The organism is Pedobacter yulinensis (assembly GCF_003029735.1).
In the GTDB taxonomy this organism is placed as follows: Bacteria; Bacteroidota; Bacteroidia; order Sphingobacteriales; family Sphingobacteriaceae; genus Pedobacter; species Pedobacter yulinensis.
This window is the reverse complement of record NZ_KZ686269.1, coordinates 1,261,586-1,283,852: the sequence shown is the minus strand read 5'-3', so window position 1 is coordinate 1,283,852 and position 22,267 is coordinate 1,261,586. Positions and strand designations below refer to the sequence as shown.

17 protein-coding genes are annotated in these 22,267 nt (G+C 51.0%); 2 read left to right on the top strand and 15 right to left on the bottom strand.

The window, feature by feature from the left end:
- Positions 1-48 precede the first annotated feature (48 nt).
- From C7T94_RS13050 to C7T94_RS13040, 3 genes are all read right to left on the bottom strand, one after another.
- A complete protein-coding gene (locus C7T94_RS13050) occupies positions 49-1,494 on the bottom strand; it encodes a glyceraldehyde-3-phosphate dehydrogenase (RefSeq protein ID WP_107215739.1) in 1,446 nt (481 codons plus the stop codon).
- A gap of 100 nt (positions 1,495-1,594) precedes the next feature.
- A complete protein-coding gene (locus C7T94_RS13045; RefSeq protein WP_010601359.1) occupies positions 1,595-2,455 on the bottom strand; it encodes a sigma-70 family RNA polymerase sigma factor in 861 nt (286 codons plus the stop codon).
- A gap of 399 nt (positions 2,456-2,854) precedes the next feature.
- On the bottom strand, positions 2,855-5,113 hold the full coding sequence (locus tag C7T94_RS13040; RefSeq protein ID WP_107215738.1) for an ATP-binding cassette domain-containing protein: 2,259 nt from the start codon (positions 5,111-5,113) through the stop codon (positions 2,855-2,857).
- A gap of 155 nt (positions 5,114-5,268) precedes the next feature.
- Here C7T94_RS13040 and C7T94_RS13035 point away from each other — a divergent pair, with 155 nt between their 5' ends.
- Together C7T94_RS13035 and C7T94_RS13030 are read left to right on the top strand one after the other, a co-directional pair.
- On the top strand, positions 5,269-5,829 hold the full coding sequence (locus C7T94_RS13035; protein WP_107215737.1) for a helix-turn-helix domain-containing protein: 561 nt from the start codon (positions 5,269-5,271) through the stop codon (positions 5,827-5,829).
- A gap of 77 nt (positions 5,830-5,906) precedes the next feature.
- Positions 5,907-8,639: a heavy metal translocating P-type ATPase gene (locus C7T94_RS13030; protein ID WP_107215736.1), complete on the top strand. Its 2,733-nt coding sequence runs from the start codon at positions 5,907-5,909 to the stop codon at positions 8,637-8,639.
- A 90-nt stretch (positions 8,640-8,729) separates the two neighbouring features.
- Here C7T94_RS13030 and C7T94_RS13025 read toward each other — a convergent pair whose 3' ends face one another.
- From C7T94_RS13025 to C7T94_RS12975, 12 genes are all read right to left on the bottom strand, one after another.
- Positions 8,730-9,359 carry a hypothetical protein gene (locus C7T94_RS13025; protein ID WP_107215735.1) on the bottom strand — a complete coding sequence of 210 codons (630 nt, stop codon included), beginning with the start codon at positions 9,357-9,359 and terminating at the stop codon, positions 8,730-8,732.
- Positions 9,360-9,416: 57 nt separating this feature from the next.
- Positions 9,417-10,505 carry a hypothetical protein gene (locus C7T94_RS13020; RefSeq protein WP_107215734.1) on the bottom strand — a complete coding sequence of 363 codons (1,089 nt, stop codon included), beginning with the start codon at positions 10,503-10,505 and terminating at the stop codon, positions 9,417-9,419.
- Complete coding sequence (locus C7T94_RS13015; RefSeq protein ID WP_107215733.1) at positions 10,502-13,183, bottom strand: OmpA family protein; 2,682 nt, start codon at positions 13,181-13,183, stop codon at positions 10,502-10,504. Before C7T94_RS13015 ends, C7T94_RS13020 begins: the two co-directional genes overlap by 4 nt.
- Positions 13,184-13,186: 3 nt before the next feature.
- Positions 13,187-13,666, bottom strand: a complete 480-nt coding sequence (locus C7T94_RS13010) for a DUF4280 domain-containing protein (RefSeq protein WP_107215732.1) — start codon at positions 13,664-13,666, stop codon at positions 13,187-13,189.
- Between the two features lie 5 nt (positions 13,667-13,671).
- Positions 13,672-14,619, bottom strand: coding sequence for a hypothetical protein (locus tag C7T94_RS13005; RefSeq protein ID WP_107215731.1), 948 nt, complete (start codon positions 14,617-14,619; stop codon positions 13,672-13,674).
- Positions 14,603-15,454 (bottom strand): hypothetical protein, encoded by an 852-nt coding sequence (locus tag C7T94_RS13000; RefSeq protein ID WP_162618675.1) that lies wholly within the window; start codon positions 15,452-15,454, stop codon positions 14,603-14,605. The genes C7T94_RS13005 and C7T94_RS13000 overlap by 17 nt, the downstream gene beginning before the upstream one ends.
- 98 nt (positions 15,455-15,552) lie before the next feature.
- Positions 15,553-16,761, bottom strand: a complete 1,209-nt coding sequence (locus C7T94_RS19530) for a hypothetical protein (RefSeq protein ID WP_204353278.1) — start codon at positions 16,759-16,761, stop codon at positions 15,553-15,555.
- Between the two features lie 2 nt (positions 16,762-16,763).
- Positions 16,764-16,913, bottom strand: coding sequence for a hypothetical protein (locus C7T94_RS19375; RefSeq protein WP_162618674.1), 150 nt, complete (start codon positions 16,911-16,913; stop codon positions 16,764-16,766).
- A 28-nt stretch (positions 16,914-16,941) separates the two neighbouring features.
- A complete protein-coding gene (locus C7T94_RS12990; protein WP_107215729.1) occupies positions 16,942-18,804 on the bottom strand; it encodes a type VI secretion system Vgr family protein in 1,863 nt (620 codons plus the stop codon).
- Positions 18,805-19,049: 245 nt separating this feature from the next.
- Entirely contained in the window at positions 19,050-19,730 is a 681-nt protein-coding gene (locus C7T94_RS12985; RefSeq protein ID WP_107215728.1) for a hypothetical protein, read from the bottom strand.
- Positions 19,731-20,133: 403 nt separating this feature from the next.
- Positions 20,134-20,724 carry an NAD(P)H-dependent oxidoreductase gene (locus C7T94_RS12980; RefSeq protein ID WP_107215727.1) on the bottom strand — a complete coding sequence of 197 codons (591 nt, stop codon included), beginning with the start codon at positions 20,722-20,724 and terminating at the stop codon, positions 20,134-20,136.
- A 127-nt stretch (positions 20,725-20,851) separates the two neighbouring features.
- Positions 20,852-22,237 carry a DUF5458 family protein gene (locus C7T94_RS12975; RefSeq protein WP_107215726.1) on the bottom strand — a complete coding sequence of 462 codons (1,386 nt, stop codon included), beginning with the start codon at positions 22,235-22,237 and terminating at the stop codon, positions 20,852-20,854.
- Between the last annotated feature and the right edge of the window lie 30 nt (positions 22,238-22,267).

Here is a 22,267-nt window from a genome sequence, read left to right as displayed (position 1 = left end):
AACAAGAAAAGTCCGGCACTGCGGCCGGACCCTGGTAAAATAGCTACATTAATAATACGTAAGGCGAACCACGCCGGCCAGCTTTTTGGCCAGTCTGATGACCTGGCGGGTATATCCGTATTCATTGTCGTACCAGACATACAGGATAAGCGACTTGCCATCCTGCGAAATGATGGTAGCCGGGCCATCAACAACCGCCGGATGGCTGTTCCCGATACTATCACTGCTGACCACTTCATTGGATACCGAATACTCGATCTGCTCAGACAGGGGGCCGAACAGGGAAGCGCTGCGCAACAGCGTGCCTACCTCTTCCAGGCTTACGGCTTTTGCAAGCGTCAGGTTCAGGATAGCGAGCGAGCCGTTGGGCGTTGGCACCCGAACGGCGTTACCGGTCAGTTTCCCGGCAAGCTCTGGCAGTACCTGTGCTACTGCCTTATCTGCGCCGGTTTCAGTGATCACCAGGTTGAGTGCTGCAGACCGGCCACGCCTGTATTTTGGATGGTAGTTATCAAGCAGGTTCTGGTCATTCGTGTAGGCATGTACGGTTTCGATATGGCCTTTTCTGATACTGACATGATTGTGAATAACCTGCAATACGGGCACAATGGCATTGGTGGTGCAGGAGGCAGCTGAAAACACCGATTCAGGACCAGGATAGCCGGCATCATTGATTCCACATACAATATTCGGTACATCACCTTTAGCCGGCGCGGTCAGCAGCACCTGAGCAATCCCCTTCGCCGCCAGGTGACGGCTCAGTCCGGTGCGGTCGCGAAAAACGCCTGTATTGTCGATCAGCAATGCATCGCTAATGCCGTACTGCGTATAATCGACATCTTCCGGGGCTGGAGCAGCAATGAAGAAGATGGCTTGTCCGTTAATGATGAGCGCCTGCCGGGGTACATCAATTTTAACTGTCCCCTGAAAGGGGCCATGGACCGAATCGGTACGAAAGAGTTCGGCACGTTTGATCAGTTCCTTTTCACTGCAGGAGCGGGTCACAATAGCGCGCAGTCGCAACTGTTCGCCCTTACCGGTTTGCCTGATCAGCTCCCTGGCCGCCAGCCGGCCAATGCGCCCGAAACCATATAGCACCACGTCTTTCGGCTGAAGGTTGCGTTTTTCCCTGCCTATGTGGTCTTTTAACCTGACACCGAGAAAGTCCCTTACAGCAGGAAAGCGGCTGTGTTCATCCTGCCATTCGGCGCAGAGGCGGCCCAGGTCAATGCGGGAAGGCGCAAGGTTGCAGGAGGTCAGTGTTTCGGCAATTTCAAGGGTATCATACACGGAGATTGACCTGCCGCTCACTTCGCTTGCATACTGGTGGTGTGCAAGGATTTCGCTGCTGCCGATATCAAATAGCGGTTTGCGGAAAAGCACGAGTTCGACAGAACGTTCAAACCACAGCGTGCCAACCAGGTTGATCAGGGAAACGGCGCACCGCTCCCTATCAATCCAATGCTGAAATTCAGCCTGGTAATTGTTGCTCATACAGTTTTTTTATTTGGTTGAAATAATAAGTGCCCAAAAATAAAAAAGATCGGCTTAGTGGCCGATCTTTCTGTATGATTTTTCCCGAGTGGCTAAAAATTTAACCAAGGTATGATTTTAGGATCTTGCTTCGTGAGGTATGACGCAGCCGCTGAAGTGCTTTGTCTTTGATCTGACGCACACGCTCGCGTGTCAGGTTAAATTTCTCGCCAATCTCCTCCAGGGACAGTGGGTGGTTCGAACCCAGGCCAAAGAACAAAACGATAATTTCGCGTTCGCGCTCTGTAAGCGTAGAAAGAGAACGTTTGATCTCTTCAGAGAGCGACTCATTGATCAGCGAACTATCGGTGTTCGGCTCGTGGTTTTCAAGAACGTCGAGCAGTGTGTTTTCCTCGCCCTGTACAAAAGGGGCATCCATAGACACATGGCGGCCGGAGTTGCTGAGCGTATCGGAAATTTTGTCGACAGTAGTTTCCAGGATATCTGCCAGTTCTTCAGGTGAAGGCTCCCGCTCATACTCCTGTTCGAGCTTTGAAAAGGCTTTGCTGATCTTGCTTAAAGATCCGACCTGGTTCAATGGAAGCCTTACAATACGGCTTTGTTCTGCAATAGCCTGAAGAATAGACTGGCGAATCCACCAAACAGCATAAGAAATGAACTTGAAACCTTTTGTTTCGTCAAAACGTTTGGCAGCCTTGATCAGACCGAGATTTCCTTCGTTGATCAGGTCTCCAAGTGTAAGCCCTTGATTCTGATATTGTTTTGCCACCGATACGACGAACCGGAGGTTGGTCTTTGTTAAACGTTCTAAAGCAGCCTGGTCACCCTCCCTGATCTTTCTTGCCAGAATAACTTCTTCTTCGGCTGTAATCAAATCTACCTTGCCGATTTCGTGAAGGTATTTATCCAAAGACTGACTTTCACGGTTGGTGATAGATTGCGTTATCTTGAGTTGTCTCATTTATTACGTGCGTGCTCCTTAAAATTATGAACGTGCAAAGTTACGGTTTCTCGTGGTATTCTGAAAGATAATTTGTTGAAAACGTAGGGGTTTGCATCTTATATTTGTAATTTTAGCTTACATCAAAAATTATTCCATAAACCGCTCCTGCCGCTTTATTCCTGCATCGTTCCTTGTTATAACACGAGGGCTCAAAGACTGTTTTGATAGAAATGAAAATGCCTTTAGCACACATATACAATGTGTTGGAAAGCACAGTCACCGGAATGAAATGTTTTCAATTTGCTGACACCGGTCCTGGCATGTTCCTGACTTTACAAATGCCGGCTAAAGTAAACTGCCAGTCTGACAAGAAGCTGAAGCAAATCGACTACAACCGTTTCCATAGCAGATCCTTTGCTAATAAGCCGCCTGTACAAATCGCCGCAAGTGCCTGCCCGTGAGCGATCCTTCGTGCTTGCAGAGTTCCTCCGGTGTGCCCTCGAACACAATCTCTCCGCCCAGGGTGCCGGCGCCGGGACCCATGTCAATGATCCAGTCAGCCTGGCGTATCACATCTAAATTGTGTTCAATCAGCAGCACAGAATTGCCCCGGTCAATAAGTTCCCTGAATATGATCATCAGCTTATCAATATCAGCGGGGTGGAGGCCGGTGGTGGGCTCGTCAAAAACGAAAAATCCGGAATCTTGGTCCATTTCGATGGCCAGCTTGAGGCGCTGGCGTTCGCCGCCTGAAAAAGTGTCGAGCGACTGTCCAAGGCTCATATAACCTAAACCGGTATGTTCCAGTTTGCGCAAAACAGCAGCCATTGGCTGTTCTTTAAAAAAAGCAAGTGCCTCGCTTACGTCCATTTCCATTACTTCGGCAATGTTCCTGCCCTTGTACTGATATCCCAGCACCGCATCTTTGTAGCCGCTTCCCTGGCAAACTTCGCAGGTTTCGACCACATCATCCATGAAGGCCAGGTCGAGGACCTGCTTACCCAGTCCCTTGCATTCGGGACAGGCACCTTCAGAATTTCTGCTGAAAAGGGCCGGGGATACCTGGTTGGCCGCAGCGAACAGTGTCCTGATCTCGTCGAAAATCCCCGAATAGGAGGCGAGGTGCGACCTTCGCGATCCGCGAAGCGGCTGCTGGTCAATGACGCGCAGTGCTGGAAGCTGCCTGGACAGGGCATGATTGATCAGGCTGCTTTTACCAGACCCAGCAACGCCTGTTACTACCGTTAAAATGCCTGTAGCAATGCGGACACTGACGTTTTTCAGGTTGTGGTCGTTTGCGTGGCTGATCTCCACATACCCGGTTGCCGCGACAGGCTGGGTATTAAGCTTTCTTTCCTGCCTGAAATATTGTCCGGTCTGCCCTTTAGACCGTCTGAGGCCGTTTAGGGAACCATCAAAGACGATTTTGCCGCCAAGCCTGCCCGCGCCCGGCCCCATATCTATAATGTGGTCTGCGATGGCAATCACATCGGGATCATGTTCTACAATCAGGATGGTGTTGCCCTTATCGCGCAGCTGTTTCATTTGTCTGTTCAGCCTGTCCACATCGGCCGGGTGCAGGCCGGTACTTGGCTCATCAAATATGTAAACCAGGTTGGTCAGGCTGCTGCCCAGGTGTTTGACCATCTTGATGCGCTGCGATTCGCCACCGGAAAGGGTTGATGTTTCCCGGTCAAGACTGAGGTAGGAGAGACCGACGTCCTGCAGGTGGCCGAGTTTGGAAATCAGCAAGCGTACAACCCCCTGCATGTTGCGGTCACTGATGCCGGCAATAAAGTCACGAAGCTGATCGATCTGCATGGCAGAACAGTCTGCAATGTTTTTCCCTTTAATGCGGCAGGTCAGCACATCTTCATTTAGCCGGGCCCCATTACAGGCCGGGCAGACTTGTCGCACGACAACCCGGTTAATGTCAGAAGAATACCGGGCAAGTTCTTTTGACTCCTTTTTCAGAAAACCACGGCGGATACGCGGCAGTACACCCTCGTAAAGCACGGTTTTGCCCCAGTCGTTTGCCGGATGCTGCGGTTTGTGCGGCGCTGCATGCAGCAGCATGTCCCACTCAGAATCGCTGTATTCCTCCAGTTTTTTATCGTTATCAAAATATCCTGAACGCACATAACGCAACCAGCGATAGGACCCGGGGGTGAACGTGGGAAAGAGGATCGCCCCTTCGTTAAGCGATTTTTCCCGGTCAAACAGTTTTGCTGTATCTATATCTGATATTTTTCCCAGGCCTTCGCAACGGGGGCACATGCCCTGGGGGTTATTGAACGAGAACCGGGATGAGTAACCGATAAAAGGTTTTCCGAACCGCGAAAACAGCAGGCGCAGCAAGGCGTAAATATCTGTAGCCGTGCCGAGCGTTGACCGGGCGTTTCCGCCGATCTTTTTCTGGTTGATGATGATGGCCACATTCAGGTTGCTGATGCTTTCCACTTCAGGCCGGGGCATCTGCGGCAGCCGGTTGCGAATGTAACTGTCATACGTGTCATTCAGTTCGCGCTGCGCTTCTGCACCGATCGTTTCAAAAACCAGCGATGATTTGCCGGAACCGGAGACCCCGGTAAAAACGGTAATTTTGTTTTTCGGAATGGCGACTGAGACATTCTTTAAATTATTGCCATTCGCATTCTTTACAACGATTGAGTTCATGGGATGGGGATAATAAGTTAAGCAAAAACGAACTTGCGGTCAAATTGTTCGGACACAATCAGGATAAAATTGTACAAATAAAACTTCAAATTCTGTAAGGCAGCGCGGCGGGCCCGGCTTAACTTTGGTCTGCACATAACCGTAGCTGATTCAATATGAAGCTTTACATCAAAAATATGGTTTGCGACCGGTGTAAGCTCGCGGTTCAGGCTGTATTCAGTGAGCTGGGCCATCCTGTGCTGCACATGCAGCTCGGCGAGGCAGAGACTGCGACCGACCTGACAGCCACCGAAAAGGAAGAACTGGAACGGCGACTTACCGCACTCGGATTTGAACTAATCGGCGACAAAACAAGCCGCCTCATTGAGCAGGTTAAAACGCTGATCATTGATCTTGTTCAAAAGCAGCATGGGGAACTGCAGCAAAATCTTTCCGACTACCTGTCTTCCCGCGTTGGCAAAGATTACCATGTGCTCAGTTCGCTTTTCTCGACCGTTGAGGGCATCACGATCGAAAAGTTTTACATTGCCCACAAGATCGAGAAGGTAAAAGAACTGCTCGTTTATGATGAACTCTCACTCAGCGAGATTGCCTACCGGCTGAATTATTCAAGTGTCGCTTACCTCAGCAGCCAGTTTAAGAAAGTGACCGGTCTTACGCCAAGCCATTTTAAGAAGATCAAAGGCCAAAAGCGTAAATCGCTGAACGATGTATAAAATCACAAAATTTCTGCACAAAACCATAACAAGCGCGGCTCCGGCTTTACCGAAATTTGTTGTATAACAAATAAGATATGAAAACGCAACCTAAACAGACCGTTATCCTGCCCCTGGAGGGAGTGGAAAGCGGGCATTGCGCAAATATTGTAGAAAAAGGGCTGGCTGGCCTAACGGGTGTTCAGGACAGCCGGGTCGAGCTGAATAACCAGCGCGCGATTGTACAGATGGACACTAGCCTGGCACTGAAGGATGTAGTCCGTACGGTGCGCGACCTGGGTTATGGCGTGACTGCTCTGAAAAGCAGTTTTCCGGTCCTGGGTATGACCTGCGCTTCGTGCGCCGTTAGTGTTCAGACATTATTGTCCAGGCAGCCCGGTGTGGTCAATGCAACTGTGAATTATGCGGCAGCCACCGTGCAGATTGAATACCTGGCTGATGAGACCGGCCCGGCCGCCTTCAGGCAAACACTGCAGGCTATAGGGTACGACCTGTTTGCTGACGAAGCGGATGGCACATCGTCACTCGAAGCTGTCAGGCACCAAAGCCTGGTGTTGCTCAGGCGCAAAGCCTGGCTGGCCATTGCGCTTTCTGTGCCCCTGGCAGCTATTGGTATGTTTTTTATGGACATGCCTTATGCCAACTACATCATGTGGGCGCTTGCAAGCCCCATTGTACTTTGGGTGGGAAAAGATTTTTTCGTCAATGCCTGGAAGCAGGCCCGGCATGGCTCTGCGAACATGGATACGCTTGTGGCCCTAAGTACAGGCGTGGCATACGGATTCAGTGTCTTTAACACCCTGTTTCCGGAGGTATGGCATGCACACGGACTGCACGGGCATGTATATTTCGAGGCTGCCGGCGTTGTCATAGCCTTTATATTGCTTGGCAAGCTGCTCGAAGAACGGGCAAAAGGCAACACCTCGTCGGCCATAAAAAAGCTTATCGGTATGCAACCGAAGTTTGTTAACCTGATCGCTCCCTCTGGCGAAGAAACACAGGTTGAAATTGCAAACGTGAAACCCGGCGATACCGTTCTGGTTCGGCCAGGGGAAAAGATCGCCGTTGACGGGGTGCTGGAATCAGGCGCTTCATACGTAGACGAAAGTATGCTATCTGGCGAGCCTGTGCCGGTATTGAAACAGACCGGCGATACCGCATACGCTGGTACCCTGAATCAAAAAGGCAGTTTTCGCCTGCGGGCAAGCAAGGCTGCGGGAGAAAGTCTGCTCGCCCAGATTATCCGGACGGTCCAGGATGCCCAGGGCAGCAAAGCACCTGTTCAAAAACTGGTAGACCGCATTGCGGCCGTTTTTGTGCCGGTTGTCCTGGAAACAGCGGTCATTTCATTTCTCACATGGTACGTATGGGGAGGTGAAGATGGCCTCACCCGCGGATTGCTGGCTTTTGTTACGGTCCTGGTTATTGCCTGTCCGTGTGCACTTGGCCTGGCAACACCTACTGCTGTCATGGTAGGGGTGGGCAAGGGTGCGGAGCAGGGAATTTTAATCCGGAACGCAGAAAGCCTTGAACTTGCCAGGCAGATTGATACCATTGTTCTGGACAAAACGGGTACCATCACCGAAGGGAAACCCCGGGTTACAAACGAATGGTGGCTTGATCCTTCAGCAGACATAAAAGGCGTGTTGAAGGGGCTTGAACAGGCATCAGAACATCCGTTGGCGGGGGCGGTGGTCAGCCACCTGCAGGGAATCACATCAGTACCGGTATCCGGTTTTCAAAGCCATACCGGCGAAGGTGTTTCGGGTCTGGTAACAGACAAAACCTACTTTGCCGGCAGTAAGGACATGCTATCGCGCCGGCAAATCAACTTGCGTCCAGACTTGCTGCAGCAGGCCAAAAAATGGCAGGCGCAGGAAAAAACGGTGGTCTGGTTTGCAGACGCAGCGCATGTACTGGCCATTTTTGCAATCTCAGACCAGGTTAAAGCCGGGTCGGCGGCTGCCATTGCCACGATGAAAGAATTGGGCATGCAGGTCTATATGCTTACCGGCGACCAGGAGCCAACAGCCCGGGCCATTGCAGCGCAGGTCGGTCTGGCCAATGCTGAGGTTGTTGCCGGTGTGCTGCCGAATGAAAAGGCAGACTTCATTTCCCGGCTTCAGCAAGCGGGCAAGAAAGTAGCTATGGTCGGCGATGGTATTAATGACAGCCCGGCACTGGCGCAGGCAGATGTTAGCATTGCTATGGGTAAAGGGAGTGATGTAGCTATCGATATAGCCAAAATGACCATCATTTCTTCAGACCTGGGCAAGGTGCCTGAAGCCATACAGCTGTCCAGGGAAACCATCAAGACCATCAGGCAGAACCTGTTCTGGGCTTTTATTTACAACCTGATCGGTATCCCGCTTGCCGCGGGGATTCTTTACCCGCTGAACGGTTTCCTCCTGAGCCCGATGGTTGCAGGCGCAGCCATGGCCTTGAGCAGCGTAAGCGTGGTTGCCAACAGCCTGAGGTTAAAAATGAAGAGCGCTCATGGGCAGGCCAATCCGGCCAATGTAGAGGAAGTAGCCGGCCATGAAAAAGTAAAATTGTTAATTGAACAAAATACAGATCATATGGAAACAACAACAAACAAGGGGTCACTGACCTTCAAAACAAATATCAATTGCGGCGGCTGTGTGGCCGGCGTAACGCCTGCGCTGAACAAGGTTGCCGGAGAAGGCAAGTGGCGTGTAGATACAGACAATCCTGAAAAGATACTTCAGGTAGAAGGTTCTGACGCGAGTGCAGCAGAAATTGAATCGGCAGTGAAATCGGCTGGTTTTAAAATCGAACCGGTTCACTAATCCGCCCGTCGCCGGGTTATGCCCGGTTGCAGCTTTAAGATAAAAGGCCGATGCACATGATGTGTATCGGCCTTTATTTTTTTTTCGTACCTAGCGCTGTTTTTCCGGAAACTTCGTCTCAAAATATTGCCTGATCGTACTCATGCCCGGGTCGTTGCGGTTCGCCATGCGGGTATTCTTTTTCACGACCACAAAACTAACGGGCTGGTCGGCCTTGCCGTTGGGATCAAAGATCTGTCCGGGGAAAACGAAGAGCCATGCGCCTGTCGGCAAGTCCCATGAATAAGCAGCCTGTGGCCCGCCCGATTCGTGTTCACGAAAGCGTGGATACGCTTTTTTTAGCTGGGTAATGATCTCCTGGCTTTTCTGTTTGTCTGATGAGATGTATTTAAAGCCCAGGTAAGCCGCCTGGTCTTGGCCGCCGGCATAGGCCATCAGCGCAGGCTGACTGCCCTGAGCGCTTGATTCTGAGCCCCCTGCGGGCAGTGCAATGCCTGCAAGCGTGTATTGAGCCGGCTTTTCAATCGCGTAGCCCAAAAGTCCGAAACCAAGGTCGCGTACGTGTTTTGCCTTAACATCCACACCAGGTAAAGCGTCGAGCGGGCTGTCAAACCGGAGCGTCAGCAGGTCACTTTTTTTTACCTGGCAAGCCAGCGTAAACAAAAGAATGCCTGCAAGCAAGAGCGTTTTATGCGGGATAATTTTTTTAATGCTGATCATAGGAGTGAGATGTATGCTCTAAATTCAATTTGAAAACTAATTGGGTTAAAAGGTATTTCAGATCACCGATAATTTCGATCCTTTGTGCTTACGCTGGAACCGGAAATCCATGTAAATAACGTCATTTGGGTCATTCCTGTTTTTAAACCGGATCGCGCCTTCTCCGTCCGTATTGTTGACAAGCGCGACGAGTTTGCCATAACCCTGGTAGTCCAGGCGACAGGTCTCGGGCAGCAACGGTTGCAGTTCGTAAGCCTCATCGCGGATCAGCTTCACAAATTCCTGTTCCCGGAGTTTTTTTTCATTGTCCCTGTAGAACAGCGTTTGAGTAATCAGCTCTTCCCGTTCTGTGACCAGCTTAAGGTAAGCAGCGGCATCCCGTGCGGAGAGGTGGGCATGAATTTCCCGAGATATTTCAAGCACTTCCCTGCGAATATTTTTGTCTTCATCATCCTGCTCCTTTTGCAGGTTAACCGATTCGCGCCAGCCGGTATGGGCAAAGGGCAGCTCTGCGTCGAAGGTGCGGCGCCACTCGTAGGCCTGGAGGCCTTTGAACCGGTCTGGTTGCTTGGCCACGTAATCGCCTTCATAGCCCACCTGGTTTTCATGGTCCCATTTCTCGATCCATTGCTTATCTGCCTGGTTAATCTGGATGCCATTGTGGCTGTTCATCGCCGGATCGTAAACCGGCTTTCTGAAGGTTTCCCGCGTAAAATGTGAGAATTTAAGGTTAACGTAACCTTCGTCGCCGAAGACCGGTTGTCCGAACTTAGGGTACATCCTGACTTTGACCTCATGTTTGCCGGGACTGAGCAAAAGCTGGTTGATGTCATGGTCCCCATTCATGCCGCCGCCGTTCCTGGTAATTTCTCCCATGGTACGCAGCAGCAGGACATCGTCTACAAAAACCTCGAACTGGCAGGCCATGTTGTCTATATAAATCCTGTGAATGCGCTTCTCAGCAATATGGGGCTCTTTTTTTACCGGGTATTCCATCGTTTCATTTAGTTTGCGCACAGACAGCGCGCCTTGTTTCCAAAATAAAGTTTGATCGCTGCCCCCGTTTTCCGGGCTGGCTGAGCTTTGCCGGCAGGCTGCGGCTAGCAGAGTCAGGGCAATCAGGACAGCGATCTTTATGCCGCTCATGGCAGAATGTACTGTTTCGTCAGGTTTGGCACATCGGCTTTCAAAAACGGCTCCTTGTCATTGCTGAATTTCAGCATGCGCTTAAACCCGCCCACCACAATTTCTGCCTCGAAGGTAAAAATGAGGCCTGAGAAACCGAGTTCTGGTTTGTAAAATACGCCTTTCTCATCAGAGTCTAGCGTCATTTTGGCGGCGAAGTAGGCTTTGGCGGCACCCTGTGCACGCAGCTGAACCTCAACCTCCATAAACCAGGACTTGTATTTTACCTCGAAGCTGATGCGCAGGGTAATTTCGACGCCCATTTGTGCGCCCAGGTCCAGCGAGCCGGCTTTTACGCCTGTCAGGCTGTTGATCTCCAGTGCTTTGAAGTCGAAGTCGAGTTTGCCGTAAAATTTAGCTTCGAAAGTGATTCCGCCATGCAGGGCGCTGAGCGCCAGTTCTGCACCGGTAATCATGGCTGCGACCAGCGGATGAAGCCTGCTGCCGACTGCAAGCAGGTCGATTACAAACTGGGCACCAATGAGGGGATCACCCTTGAAATTCAGCTTTCCGACCGTTGCGATTTTACCAACATGTTTTCCTTCGCCTTTGGCCAGGTTCCAGGTGATGGCCGCGTTGAGAGAGGGCGCCTGCACCTCGAACATAAAGGGAGGGCTGAGCGGGCTTTTTTTAACCGCGCCGCCAACCGAATTTTTGACCTTGTCGGCAATCTCCTTGTACTTGACAAATACGTTTAGCACCCGCCTCAGCTTTTTCGCAAATTCAACGCCTACTTCCGCTTTTGAGCCTTTTGCGTCCCATTCAGCCTGCAGTTTGAGGCCGAATTTTGTCATCATCTCGGGGCTGTTTTTAACCCTTTTCGATTCCATCCCCGCAGAAACCGCTTTCGACTGCGCCTTTCTGCGGTCACGGATAAGATCCTGGACAGCGTCTGGTTTAGGGTCGTTCCGGCTATACTCAGGCAAGTTGCCATGGGTGTAGGCCGCAGGATTTGTAAAATTGAACGAGAATTCCAGCGTCCATTCAATGTCGGGGTAGGCCTGGATCGAGACAGTCGGATTATTTTCGACTGCAAAGTACCGGCACGAATGGATATGCACCAGGTACTCATTGGCAGAACTGTAAATGCCGCTGGCGGTGATCTTGTTGCTCGGCCAAATGTACTGTATGGGCATTGGGTTTGCCTTGCTGATGCCTGACACTGCCGGAACGCCAATGCTGCCCTCGTTCTGTGCTTTTTTCTCGTTCAGGTTATATAAGGTCAGCATCCGGGTATGTTTGGTCCGCTCGTAACAGGCCTTTGTATCAAAATTTACCGGCTGCACGGTAATAGTCTTGGGTGTGGAGCCAACGATTGTCTGGTAGATAATCGTTTCTGCATTGTGCGCGTAGTATTCGAAACTGATGTCTACCCGCCTGTTGTTGACATAGCTAAGTTCATTTTTGTACTTGATATTATCTCTTCCCATTTTATCATCGGTGGGGTTCGCTTCCCCCCGGCCAATGGTCGAGATCCGTGCCGGGTCGAGTTTGCCACGGATGAAAAATTCCTTTACCGTCTTTGCACGGTTCATAGACAGGACGTTGTTGTGGTTCTGCTTGCCGATCACGCAGGCAAACCCCTCCAGCTGGATCGAACTGTGGCGGTGTTCCAGCAGAAACTGCAGTATATTGTTGAGTTTCTTGAGGCTGGCAGCAGACAGTTCGGTGCTGTCGTAGTTAAAAACGATAGATTCGAGCGTCTTCTCGCGCCGCGGCTGTAGTTTTTTCGCACCCCGGCCATTATCAAAGATGAGGATCGGCTTGCCGTCTTCGATCACCTTGATCTGTTCGAACTTGCACAACTCGTACCTGACGGCGCTTTTGTCGGGCTGATAGATGGTTACCGGCGTACGGTTTTGCGGGCGCTCCACCACTTGCGACATGACCTTCTTTTTAATCCGCAGAAACCGGGCGTGCGCGCTGTCGCCCCTGTCGTCTTCAATATACTTCCCGGTAGCCGGGTGAATCACCCTGACGTAGAACTCCTCCACAGCCGCCGGGTCGCCAATAGACTGATACCAGGAATAGGTATTCGGAATGCGGAGGTTGATCTCGCCATTAATGACGTTGACATAATAAATTTTCCTGGTCACCTCGTCGTCTTTAGGCAAAAGACCCATGGCAGCACGCAGTCTTCTGTAAACCCGTACTTCGACATTTTTGTAACCATTCAGTCCCTCTGTAAAAAGGCGCAGCCAAAGAAGCTCCCCATATGAGAAATGATAGTCTTTGCGTACATCGGGTCCGCCTTCTACGCGGGTCCACCGGCTGTCGACCAGTCGCGCCGGGGCATGTCCCCGAAACCTTAAACCCGATTTGCCATCGAAATTTCCGCTCCAGGATGCCTCGATATACCAGGTATAAGGACCGCAAAGGCGTCTTGGTACCTTGTAAGCGTATTTGAAGGTTCCCGGAATGGTGCGCTGGTGCTCAATATACCCTTTGCCATTGAATATTGCCCATTTAACATTTTTTGCCTTTTCCGGCTGACTGGTTCCTTCATGCCACTCAGAGATCTTGAACCACACGAACTGATCGGGCGCAACAACCAGCAACTGGTTCGGAACCGGTCCTTTGGCAGCATTGTAAACTTTTCCTTCGCCGGTCCACGCAATCTTTTTTATTCCTTTTGCCATATCTTAAGCTTTCACTTGAACCTCGGTTTCCCCGAAGCATTCGGGCGTATCTTCAATTGTTTCTGACAGCGGGTTGAGCTGCGCCTGAACGTTTTTGTCTGCATTTGCAAAGTTTTGTGCAGAGGGTTCAGCTTTTTGCCCATGCTGAATAATCTCGATGCAGTCTTTGCCGCCAACAGGGCAGGTTGCCTTGCTGTCTTCGAGCAAGACCTTGCCACCATTTGACAAGATTGTGTCTTCATAATATGCCGACCATTCGGTCACCACAGCATTGCAGGGCCGGTTGTTCATTTTTGAACAGGATCCGAACATGTTTTTTTCGAAGGTGGCGCCAATATCTTTGGTTGTGGCAATAGGTTTTGTGCTGCCTTCCTGATCATTTGCATATTCCTTTGCGTGCGTAAGCACTTTTAACTTGTCTGGCGCCGAGCCGAACTTGCACATGCACTGCGCGCCCTGAACTACAATGTGTTTTTCTGCCATGTCTTTTAGTTGAAAAGCCGCTCCCAAAAACTTTTTCTGCGCGGGCCGTCAATTACCAGCAGGTTCGAACCTGTCGAATCTGCCGCCAGGTCTGATCCGAAATCTTCATCAAAGGCACTGCCCGGCTCCGGAAGCAGGTTGATGCGAACTTTGGCGATGGTGATTCTGCCCTGCAGGTAACTGTGGTCTGCCGCCAGCGAAATAATGTGGCGGTGGCGGGGGTGGAGTACATACCGTGCCTGGTAGCTGCCTTCAGGAGGCTGCACATGCAGCAAGTCCGGTTCGAGCGCCAGCAGCTGACCTTCGTGCAAGAGTTCGATGGCGCCAAAGCTGTTGGGCAGCTTTTCCAACTGCTCAGCGGTCTGGTAACCGAGCACATCAAAACCGCGCGTCAGCGGAAAGCTAAATAATTGTTCCCCCGTATTGTTCATGTCATATTTTTTATAGATCGGACTGAAGAAGCTTTGCAGGAACCAATCATTGCGCAGCAAAGCAGTCTGGACGCTCGCCTGATCGGCCAGAAGTTTCTCCATTCGTTCCAGGTAACTACCCGTCAGTTCGCCTTCGTAAGCTTCCTGAATGCGCTCACGAATTGCCGGCCAGCGCGACACAATCTCCTGGTGGTTGCAGACCGCCTCGAACGCGCCGTTGCGGCTAACGGCGATCGTGAGCGGATAAAAAACTTTACCCGCTTCATAAGCCAGCTGATCAGCCACCAGGTCGGGCAAGGTTTCATTTACAAACACTTCACCAATCCGTCGCACTTCGAAACGTGCCAGATGGTCTTCTCCTGGTTCAAGCCGGGTTACCTGCACCTCGTATTTCACTTCATTGGTTGCAGTTTCCTCTTCGAAGGTCAGGCGTACACCGTAACGCAGCGACTGTCCTGGTGGCCATTTCAGCCTCAGCACATTGCCGCCATCGAGCAATACAGGCTTATTCTCTGCTTCCATTCTTGGTGCGTACGGTTAATTTCAATAGTTCTGCCTGCGCCAGGTTCATGGACGCAACCGGCTGTGCCGGGTTTTTATAAAGTATTGCCGAGAGCTCCGTTTCCCGGTTCTTGCCGGTCTCTACAATATGGTCCTGCCACTTGACCCTTTCTGCGCTGGCAGGCTGCAGGGTCATTTTTCTTTCGGTGATCTGCCGGTCCTCGATGTTCCGGTATACCTTCATCGCGATGGCGCCGCCGGCAGGATAACTGAGTTGCTTGCGAAACCGCACATCATCGCCCGATGCTGCTTTAACCGACAATAATTTTCCATCTTTTCCATAGTCATACACACAGTTCCAGGTGTCTTTGATGTCGTCAGACTGGCTGCGCGGCGTTACGATGCTGGCGCTTCGCAGGCGCTTATCGAGCCGTGCCCGTGTTGTGAGGAGAAGCGGGTGCACCAGGTCGACCGGATAATCGCCAATATTATCCTCGAGCAGGCCGAAAACGCCCATTACGGATTGATCTGTATAGATTTGCTGCCTGACTTGTTTATAATATTCCGGGTAAAGCAGGTACAAGTCGCGACGGTTGATCCGGATGCTGTAATCCTTGTCGTTGAAATCCATTGTTAAGCTGTCTGCCAATTCGCTGTTTGTATTAAGCGCCCGTGCGCGCAATACGGCCGTATTCCCGCCTGTTTGCAGGGTGTAGCCGGTGGCTTCAGATAAAGCGCCTTTTGCCACGAGGTAAACATTCAGGCTGTCGCCCCGCTGGTTGCGCACGTAAATAAACTGGCTCGTGTCGCGGGTGCTGACACCGTCCTGCTGCACGGTGGTAACTTTACTGATCAAAGTGGCCCGGTGCGGCCCGCCCGGACCGTCAACAGGTATGTCACTGCGGCAGAATGCCGTCAGCAAGACCAAAATAGGTATGTAAGACAGGTTCATCATTATGGAGCTCGTCTGGGTGGCGGTTGTGGTCTGCCGGGTTCCTGGCCCTGCCCGGGCCCTTGCGGTTGTCCCGGCTGCGGTGGCCCCGGTCTTTGCCCCGGCTGCTGCGGTTGCCCTGGTCGTTGTTGTCCAGGCTGTTGTGGTTGGCCGGGCCGTTGTTGCCCGGGATGCTGCGGTTGCCCAGGCCGTTGTTGTCCGGGCTGTTGTGGTTGTCCGGGCCGTTGTTGCCCCGGTTGCTGTGGTTGGCCGGGCTGCTGGGCAGGCTGCGGTTGCCCCGGCTGCGGCTGACCGCCCTGTTGCGGGGTTGCAGACGTAAGCCGGGTGGGGGTGATCTTCCAGAAAATACTTTTACCGGCAGTGATCGTAGCCGAGATGCCGTTGGGCGTTCGCACGCCCGTTTCATAATAAAAGCTGCCGCTGGTCCAGTATTGCTGGTCCTCGAAGTCAGCAGCGGGAATCTGGTAACGGATTTTCGCTTTCTCGCGCCCGCGGCGGTCTTTTACCGTAACGTGTTCGTGTGTTCCGGGATCGTTTTGGGTGTTATGATTTCCTGAATCCCCATAAGTTGTTGAGGTCACACCCTGGGCGGCCAGGAAATCATCATAAATCGCTTTTGGAATCTCGATAAATTTATACTCGTCGAACTTGTTCTGCCCCAGTTTGTTGTAAGGATTCTGTTCTGAGTTTCCCCAGGCCAGGAAGTCCGTGCCATCCCAGAATTCAGCCCCGTTGGTCAGGTCTTCCAGGCCATGCAGCACATCGAGCACCGCATATCTGGCCAGCTTAGATTTTTCATCGTTTTCATCTGCCAGTTCCTGTTTGCTCGGTACCGAAGAATAGCCCGAAGCGAGAAGCGCACGCCATGTTCTTTTTGTGGTCTCCGAGCGGTTGTAACTGGTAAAGGCGATACAACGTAACTCCCGGATGTCAGTTTCGCCCGATTCGTGGTGGACGATGTATGATATGTAACGGAAATCAGAATGACTCAGCGCTTTCTCGTCGTACTTCACAAGGAAAGTTTCATCGTTTATATCTTCCCATTTCGAAGCTGCTGCCGCTGCCTCATATTTCTCCCTGTCGGTCGTAAAAATTTTGGCACTGCCCGTTGTGCCGCCAAGGTATTCTCCCCGCCGGGTATAGTAGACATATCGTGTTGAGTCTTTGGGGTCCTCTGTAGGACTGTAAGTTCCGAACTGAACGTTTGCCATAGTTAACTTTCCTTTCCGCCCTGTCCAACAACCCGCTTGTTGCTGGCCAGCACCAAGTTTTTTTTCCGGGCTTCCACATTTATTCTGCCTGCAATCTTTTGCAGCGTCTTGCCTACTGTCAGTTCATACCCGGACTTAACCCGGATTGTCATATTGTTGCATGTTTTGGAGATCGCCATCTTAGAACATTTTAGATTTCTCAGCACTGTTTACTTCCACGGTTTTACCGCTCTGCAGGGTCATATTTTCCTGCTGACTGAAGAGAACGATCTCGCTGGCCAGTTCGTTTGACACGTCTGACTGGCGCATGAAATCTTTAGTGACCGACTCTTTCCTCGTATCTGAACTTTCCTGAATGTCGCCGCTGGCGCTTAATGCATAATTGTTGCCCGCAGTTACCGAGATGTCTTTTTGAACAGATGTGCTCTGGCTGTTGCCTACGCTGGTACTCTGGTCTTTCCCCACAGAAATGTTCATGTTCTCCTCGACATTGATCTGCATGTTCTTGCAATTCAGGCTCATGTTCTCGAGCGCCGTTACGGTGATGTTGTTCCCTTTTGTGTCGATGTGGATAATATTATTGTGAATGTCGGTAATCTTGATACCCTGGGTCGACTCGTTGTCATCGAACTCGATCAGGTGACCACTGCGCGTCATGATGCTTTTGAGGTGGTTCTGAATCAGCGGACTGCTGTCCACATTGCTTTTGTGGTAAACGCTTCCGATCACCACCGGGCGTGCCACATTGCCTTCTTCAAAAGCGATCATGACCTGGTCGTCAATTTCAGGGATGGCGAAGAAGCCGCGGTTCGATCCCCGGTCGCCGGTGCCGGCGTTCGGGCTGACCACACGCAGCCATTCGCTTACATCGTTCGTTTTGCATTTCCACTGGAAGCTGATCTTGATGCGGCCCAGGCCTTGGGGATCATTGTTGTCTACCACTTTAGCTAGCTGCATTTCAGGCAGCGGTTCCTGCCAGTCGTGTACCACGATCTTTTCTGAGTTCGCCACGATACCCTCGAACGTGTTGTGGTAAATTCCTGTGCCTTCAATATGGTGAACAACGCCGGTTACCAGGTATTTGCCAAGGCTTTGGGTGTTGAACGCCAACTCCTGGCGCAGGCTCATGGAGATATCTACCACCGTTCCTATTCCGACCATCGGATTATCGCCACCGCCCTTGATGTTTAACAGGTTGCTTACCCGCGCTTTTTCTTCGTTCTCGACATACTCACGGATGTCTGAACTGCTGTCTACGCGGATCTGTGCCGGCTGATTATACACCTTGCTAAAGGTGCTGTTCGATGCACGGACCGCGTGAACCAGATCAGGCTGGCCTTCGGCTTTTCCTGCACTCTCGCTTTCCAGGATCGTGTCCTGCCTGGAATCGTACGAAAAGCGTTTGCTTTTTATCGGCGCGACTTCCATGCCATACTGCAGGTTCTGCACATCCCGTCCGTAAAACAACGCAACTTCCTTCAAATCGTCGGGTTTACCGAAATGCAATTGCTGCCCGTCATAGAAAAACCATTCATGATACGTTGCCGAAAGTCGGTTCAAAAAACTGAAATCGCTTTCCTTGTACTGAATAACGTAATCGATCGCAGCTTTTCGGCTGGAATTGGTTACAAGTTTCAAATCGTTGGTTGCCGTATCTTCTATAGCTATCTGGGCAATCGTATTGAGGTCTTTGTCCAGGTAGGAGCCCAGGTCGCGCCCCCGGTCAATAAGAATGGTGGGGCTGTAACCACTAACGATGATAATGCCATGGTAACCATGACTTTGAGCCAACTCGACCTTGGTCACGATACCAGAAAAGAGCTGCATCTGCCCCTGTGTATAACCAAACGAAGCGGTGAGCGACTTGCCCATGAAATTTCTGCAGGAATCAAGACTGATGAGTCCCGGCGCGCCCATCTTATCGTGATTGAATCGCAGTTCGAACTCGTGATGGGCGTTGAACTTCTGCTTGAGTCTGAATGATGCGAAATGCAAGATCGGGGCGTCTTCGATGTTGATCTCAGCAATTAATTTCTTTTCCATGGATAGCTGGGTTTTTTCAATAATGTTGCCTGAATGCGCTGGTATCTGTTGTTAGAGGAACGGAATATATGGGACCGGGCGTGAGGTGGCTCGATACCTGGTAGAGGCCGCTGCCGGAAGATGTCTGGCATGCGGGACAGAACGGCCTGTTTGCCATAGCTACCGCAACAAGCCGGCAGGCCACGCAGTTTTTGCTGCTAACCTCTGGCGGTGCGATTGAAACAAATGACGACCCCCTCATGCTTTCAATATCTTGGTATCTGAATAATGCCGCGGTTTTCGAGACCCTTTAGTACCACGGCTGCGCCGAGTGGTCCGGTCGCTGAAGCCGGAGGAGGGAAGCCCGTTCTGAAAGCGAGGACCGATGGGTGGTTCGAGCCACTCCAAAGGTCTGAACTGTTCGCATTGCTCCGGTCGCTGTTGTGCCGTTCGAAAACCCGCAGGATGTTTGGAAGTGTCCAGCATTTAACGGCGTCTCCCTTTAGGGTACGGCGAATCGCTGCCACGGGGTCTCGCAATGCGCCCGAAATGGGTATCATACGCTGACCTGGCGAACTCAGTGGGTTTCGCAGACCGCCGGTTCGCCCTGAACGCAGCCTTTGGTTCAGGTCAACCTGTTCGTGGTAATGGAGGCAAGCCACCACATACCAGGGCATGGAAACCTGCGAGCCTGCAAAGTCAGTTCTTGCAGCGGCTGCCACAGGCGTGGATGGCGCATAACTGAATGCCGAAAAGCCGCTTGCAGCCGGCGCATACGCTGATGCCGGTACAGTCTGTGGCGGCGTGAAAAGCTGGTCACGCAATTGCGTGTAAAGTGTTTTTCCGGCTAATATTTTATTGTCAATGAGCATATTCAGCTCCGGCACGCGTGCAGGTGCGATCACGCATGAATCGAAAAGCCGGATGTATTCTAAATCGCTGAGCATAGATGATTGTTGCTTTTTCCAGACATACCACCTGCATTGCAAGAAACGCCAGGTGTTTAAACACCCAGCTTACAACGGCTGGTATGCGTTCGGACTTTTTCTCTACGAGGATTGATAACAAAAAATTAATGCTGCGTGAGGAGAATGCCGGGAAAGACAAATCCTGAAATCGGTGTTTAGGCTCGTTTTCATAGAGAGTAAGTAAGTATTCAAATGGTAGTGCAGGCCTGATCACATTGCCAAAGCAGGGGATGAAGTTGTGTCAGGTTATTTGGAAAACGTCAAAAACTTTGCCGTTATTATGTAAAGTTCAGGATGTTGAAAAATACTTATTGCTAAAATGATGGAAGCAGGTCCCGGATTTCAATGCGCAGGGGTATTTATATTGCGTTAGGCAGAAGGGCTATATTAAGTCAGTGCCAAACTTTTCCATCTTTCTCAGCCATTTTTTGCTGTAATCATTCTCAAGCGAAAGGAGGTGACCGATGGTACTGGTATGTACCGGGCTGATGCGGCAGTTCTCAAAGGTGGTGCGCTTGATAGAAAGATACGTGGTTTTTCTGTTCTGTTTCCAGTCTTCGAAAGTTGCCTGGTCGAGGATCGATACGATTCTTGCCGACTTGCCGCTGAAATTGTTGTTGAAGCTTTGCCGCTGGAAGGTAAAGACACTGTCTGGCAAAAACAGGCGATCAAAGAATCCCTTTACTTTGGCCGGTATAACATCTACGTAGACAGGACAGAAGAGCACGATGTGGTTAGCGCGTTTGATCGCATCAAATGACTTTTGTAAGTCAGGCTCGAGATCCGCAGCCTGTCGGTTAATGAACTGCTTGTTCGAATTGAAGATGAGGTCGACAATGGCGATCTCCTTAACAATGGCGCCACTTTTTACTGCTCCGTTCACGTACGCATCGATGAGAAAACGAGTGGATTCAGATTTTTCAAGGTCGGCGTTCAGGATCAGCAATTGTTTCATGTGTGTTCCCCGGTCCATTTGGACCGGGTTACAAAATTATAAAGAAATCATTAAGTCCAAAGGTTTGCAGCGCTTTACCCGAAACCAGGGCGGCACCAAACAAAAAAACCGGCAGTTGCCGGTTTGAATATGGATAGCGTAGGGGCTACTGTTGTTTGTATTCACTGGCCCAGGTTGTGCTTTCATCTTCTCCTTTATGGCCGTCCAGTTTTACAACGAAACTTTTGGCAGGGAAGTAGGGCGTAATGTGAATGTCTAAGTGGATGCGGTCTTTTTGCGTCTCATCCCGTTCAAAACGCATGATTTTGAATCGCTCGATCAGGCGCTCGGGACCCTGAATGCCGTCCAGGAATTTTACAATCTGGCTGCGCAGGTCCTGTTCGGTTTTTGAAGTCCAGTTTTCGAAGGCGCGCCTGTTCAGGAAATCGAAAAGCACTTTCGTAATGTAGTCAAACACCCGAACCACAGAATAGGTCTGCAGGCCAATGTTGTCGCCATTGAAAAGTGTTTTGGCTGAAAAAGCCATAACCTTTCCATATTCGTTCACCATCGGTACCAGTCCGATCCGCTCCAGGTGTGAGATCTCGCTTTTTTTCAAATCGAATTTGACGCCGTCGACCTCGTTAATGGCACCGTGTTTTTTACCGGCCGTAACCTGCGACATGAGCGTGTAGTACATTTTTCCGGCAAGGGCGGCAGACCCAGGCACGGTCAGGTCATCTTCTTCGCCTACCTCGTCTACTTTGCCGCGGCCCACAAGCCAGTTGCAGGTCATGATCACGTTAGAGCGGAATGCGTCGCCACCGGTATAATTGGCAGCTGAAAAAAGGTCGATCACATCATCGGGCTGATCCAGGTCGGCGAAATCGGTAACAAGCATCGCTTTGTTGTTGTAGGCAATTTTGCCCCAGCGTTCCAGCACCTTATTCGAGCCCATATAACCGGGAATAACCACCAGCGAATAATTTTCGCGCAGGTCCAGCCGGTCATACTTTTGTTTAAGCTCTTCGGCTACATAATCGATGAAACGCGGATTGTCCAGATCGGTCAGCTGGTCCATTGCAGCGTTCATGATCACGACGTTTTTCAGCTTGTCTTCTTCTGTATTTTTATAAAACAGGTGTACGCTGCGGTAAGCCTGTTCCAGTTCACGGGTGCTTTTGAGCGCTTCTGCAATATTCTTATTCAGGTTTTCCTCTGCGTTCTGCAGTTTTTCGGTGCTCTTTTCGACCATGTCTGCGACGGAGTTCGAACCTTCAAGCACCTCGATCCAAAGCTGTATTTTTTTCTTCAGCTCCTCGCGTTCCTTTTTCTTTTCATCGCCCGTCAGGAAAATCTGTTTCCTTGCTTTGCGTTCCGGGTTCAGGTTTTGAAGCCCGTCGACGGTTGCTTCCAGGAGGTCGAATCCGCCGACTCGCGCGAGTTTGTCCAGGCTTTCCTGCAGGCCTATGGTTTTCGCCGGGCGGTCTGCTGTTTTGAATTGCGACTCAGCGGCGCCTGGGGTTATGTTTTGTTCTTGTGGAGTTGCCATAATGTGGTCGTGTTAGATCGTCAGTTCAGG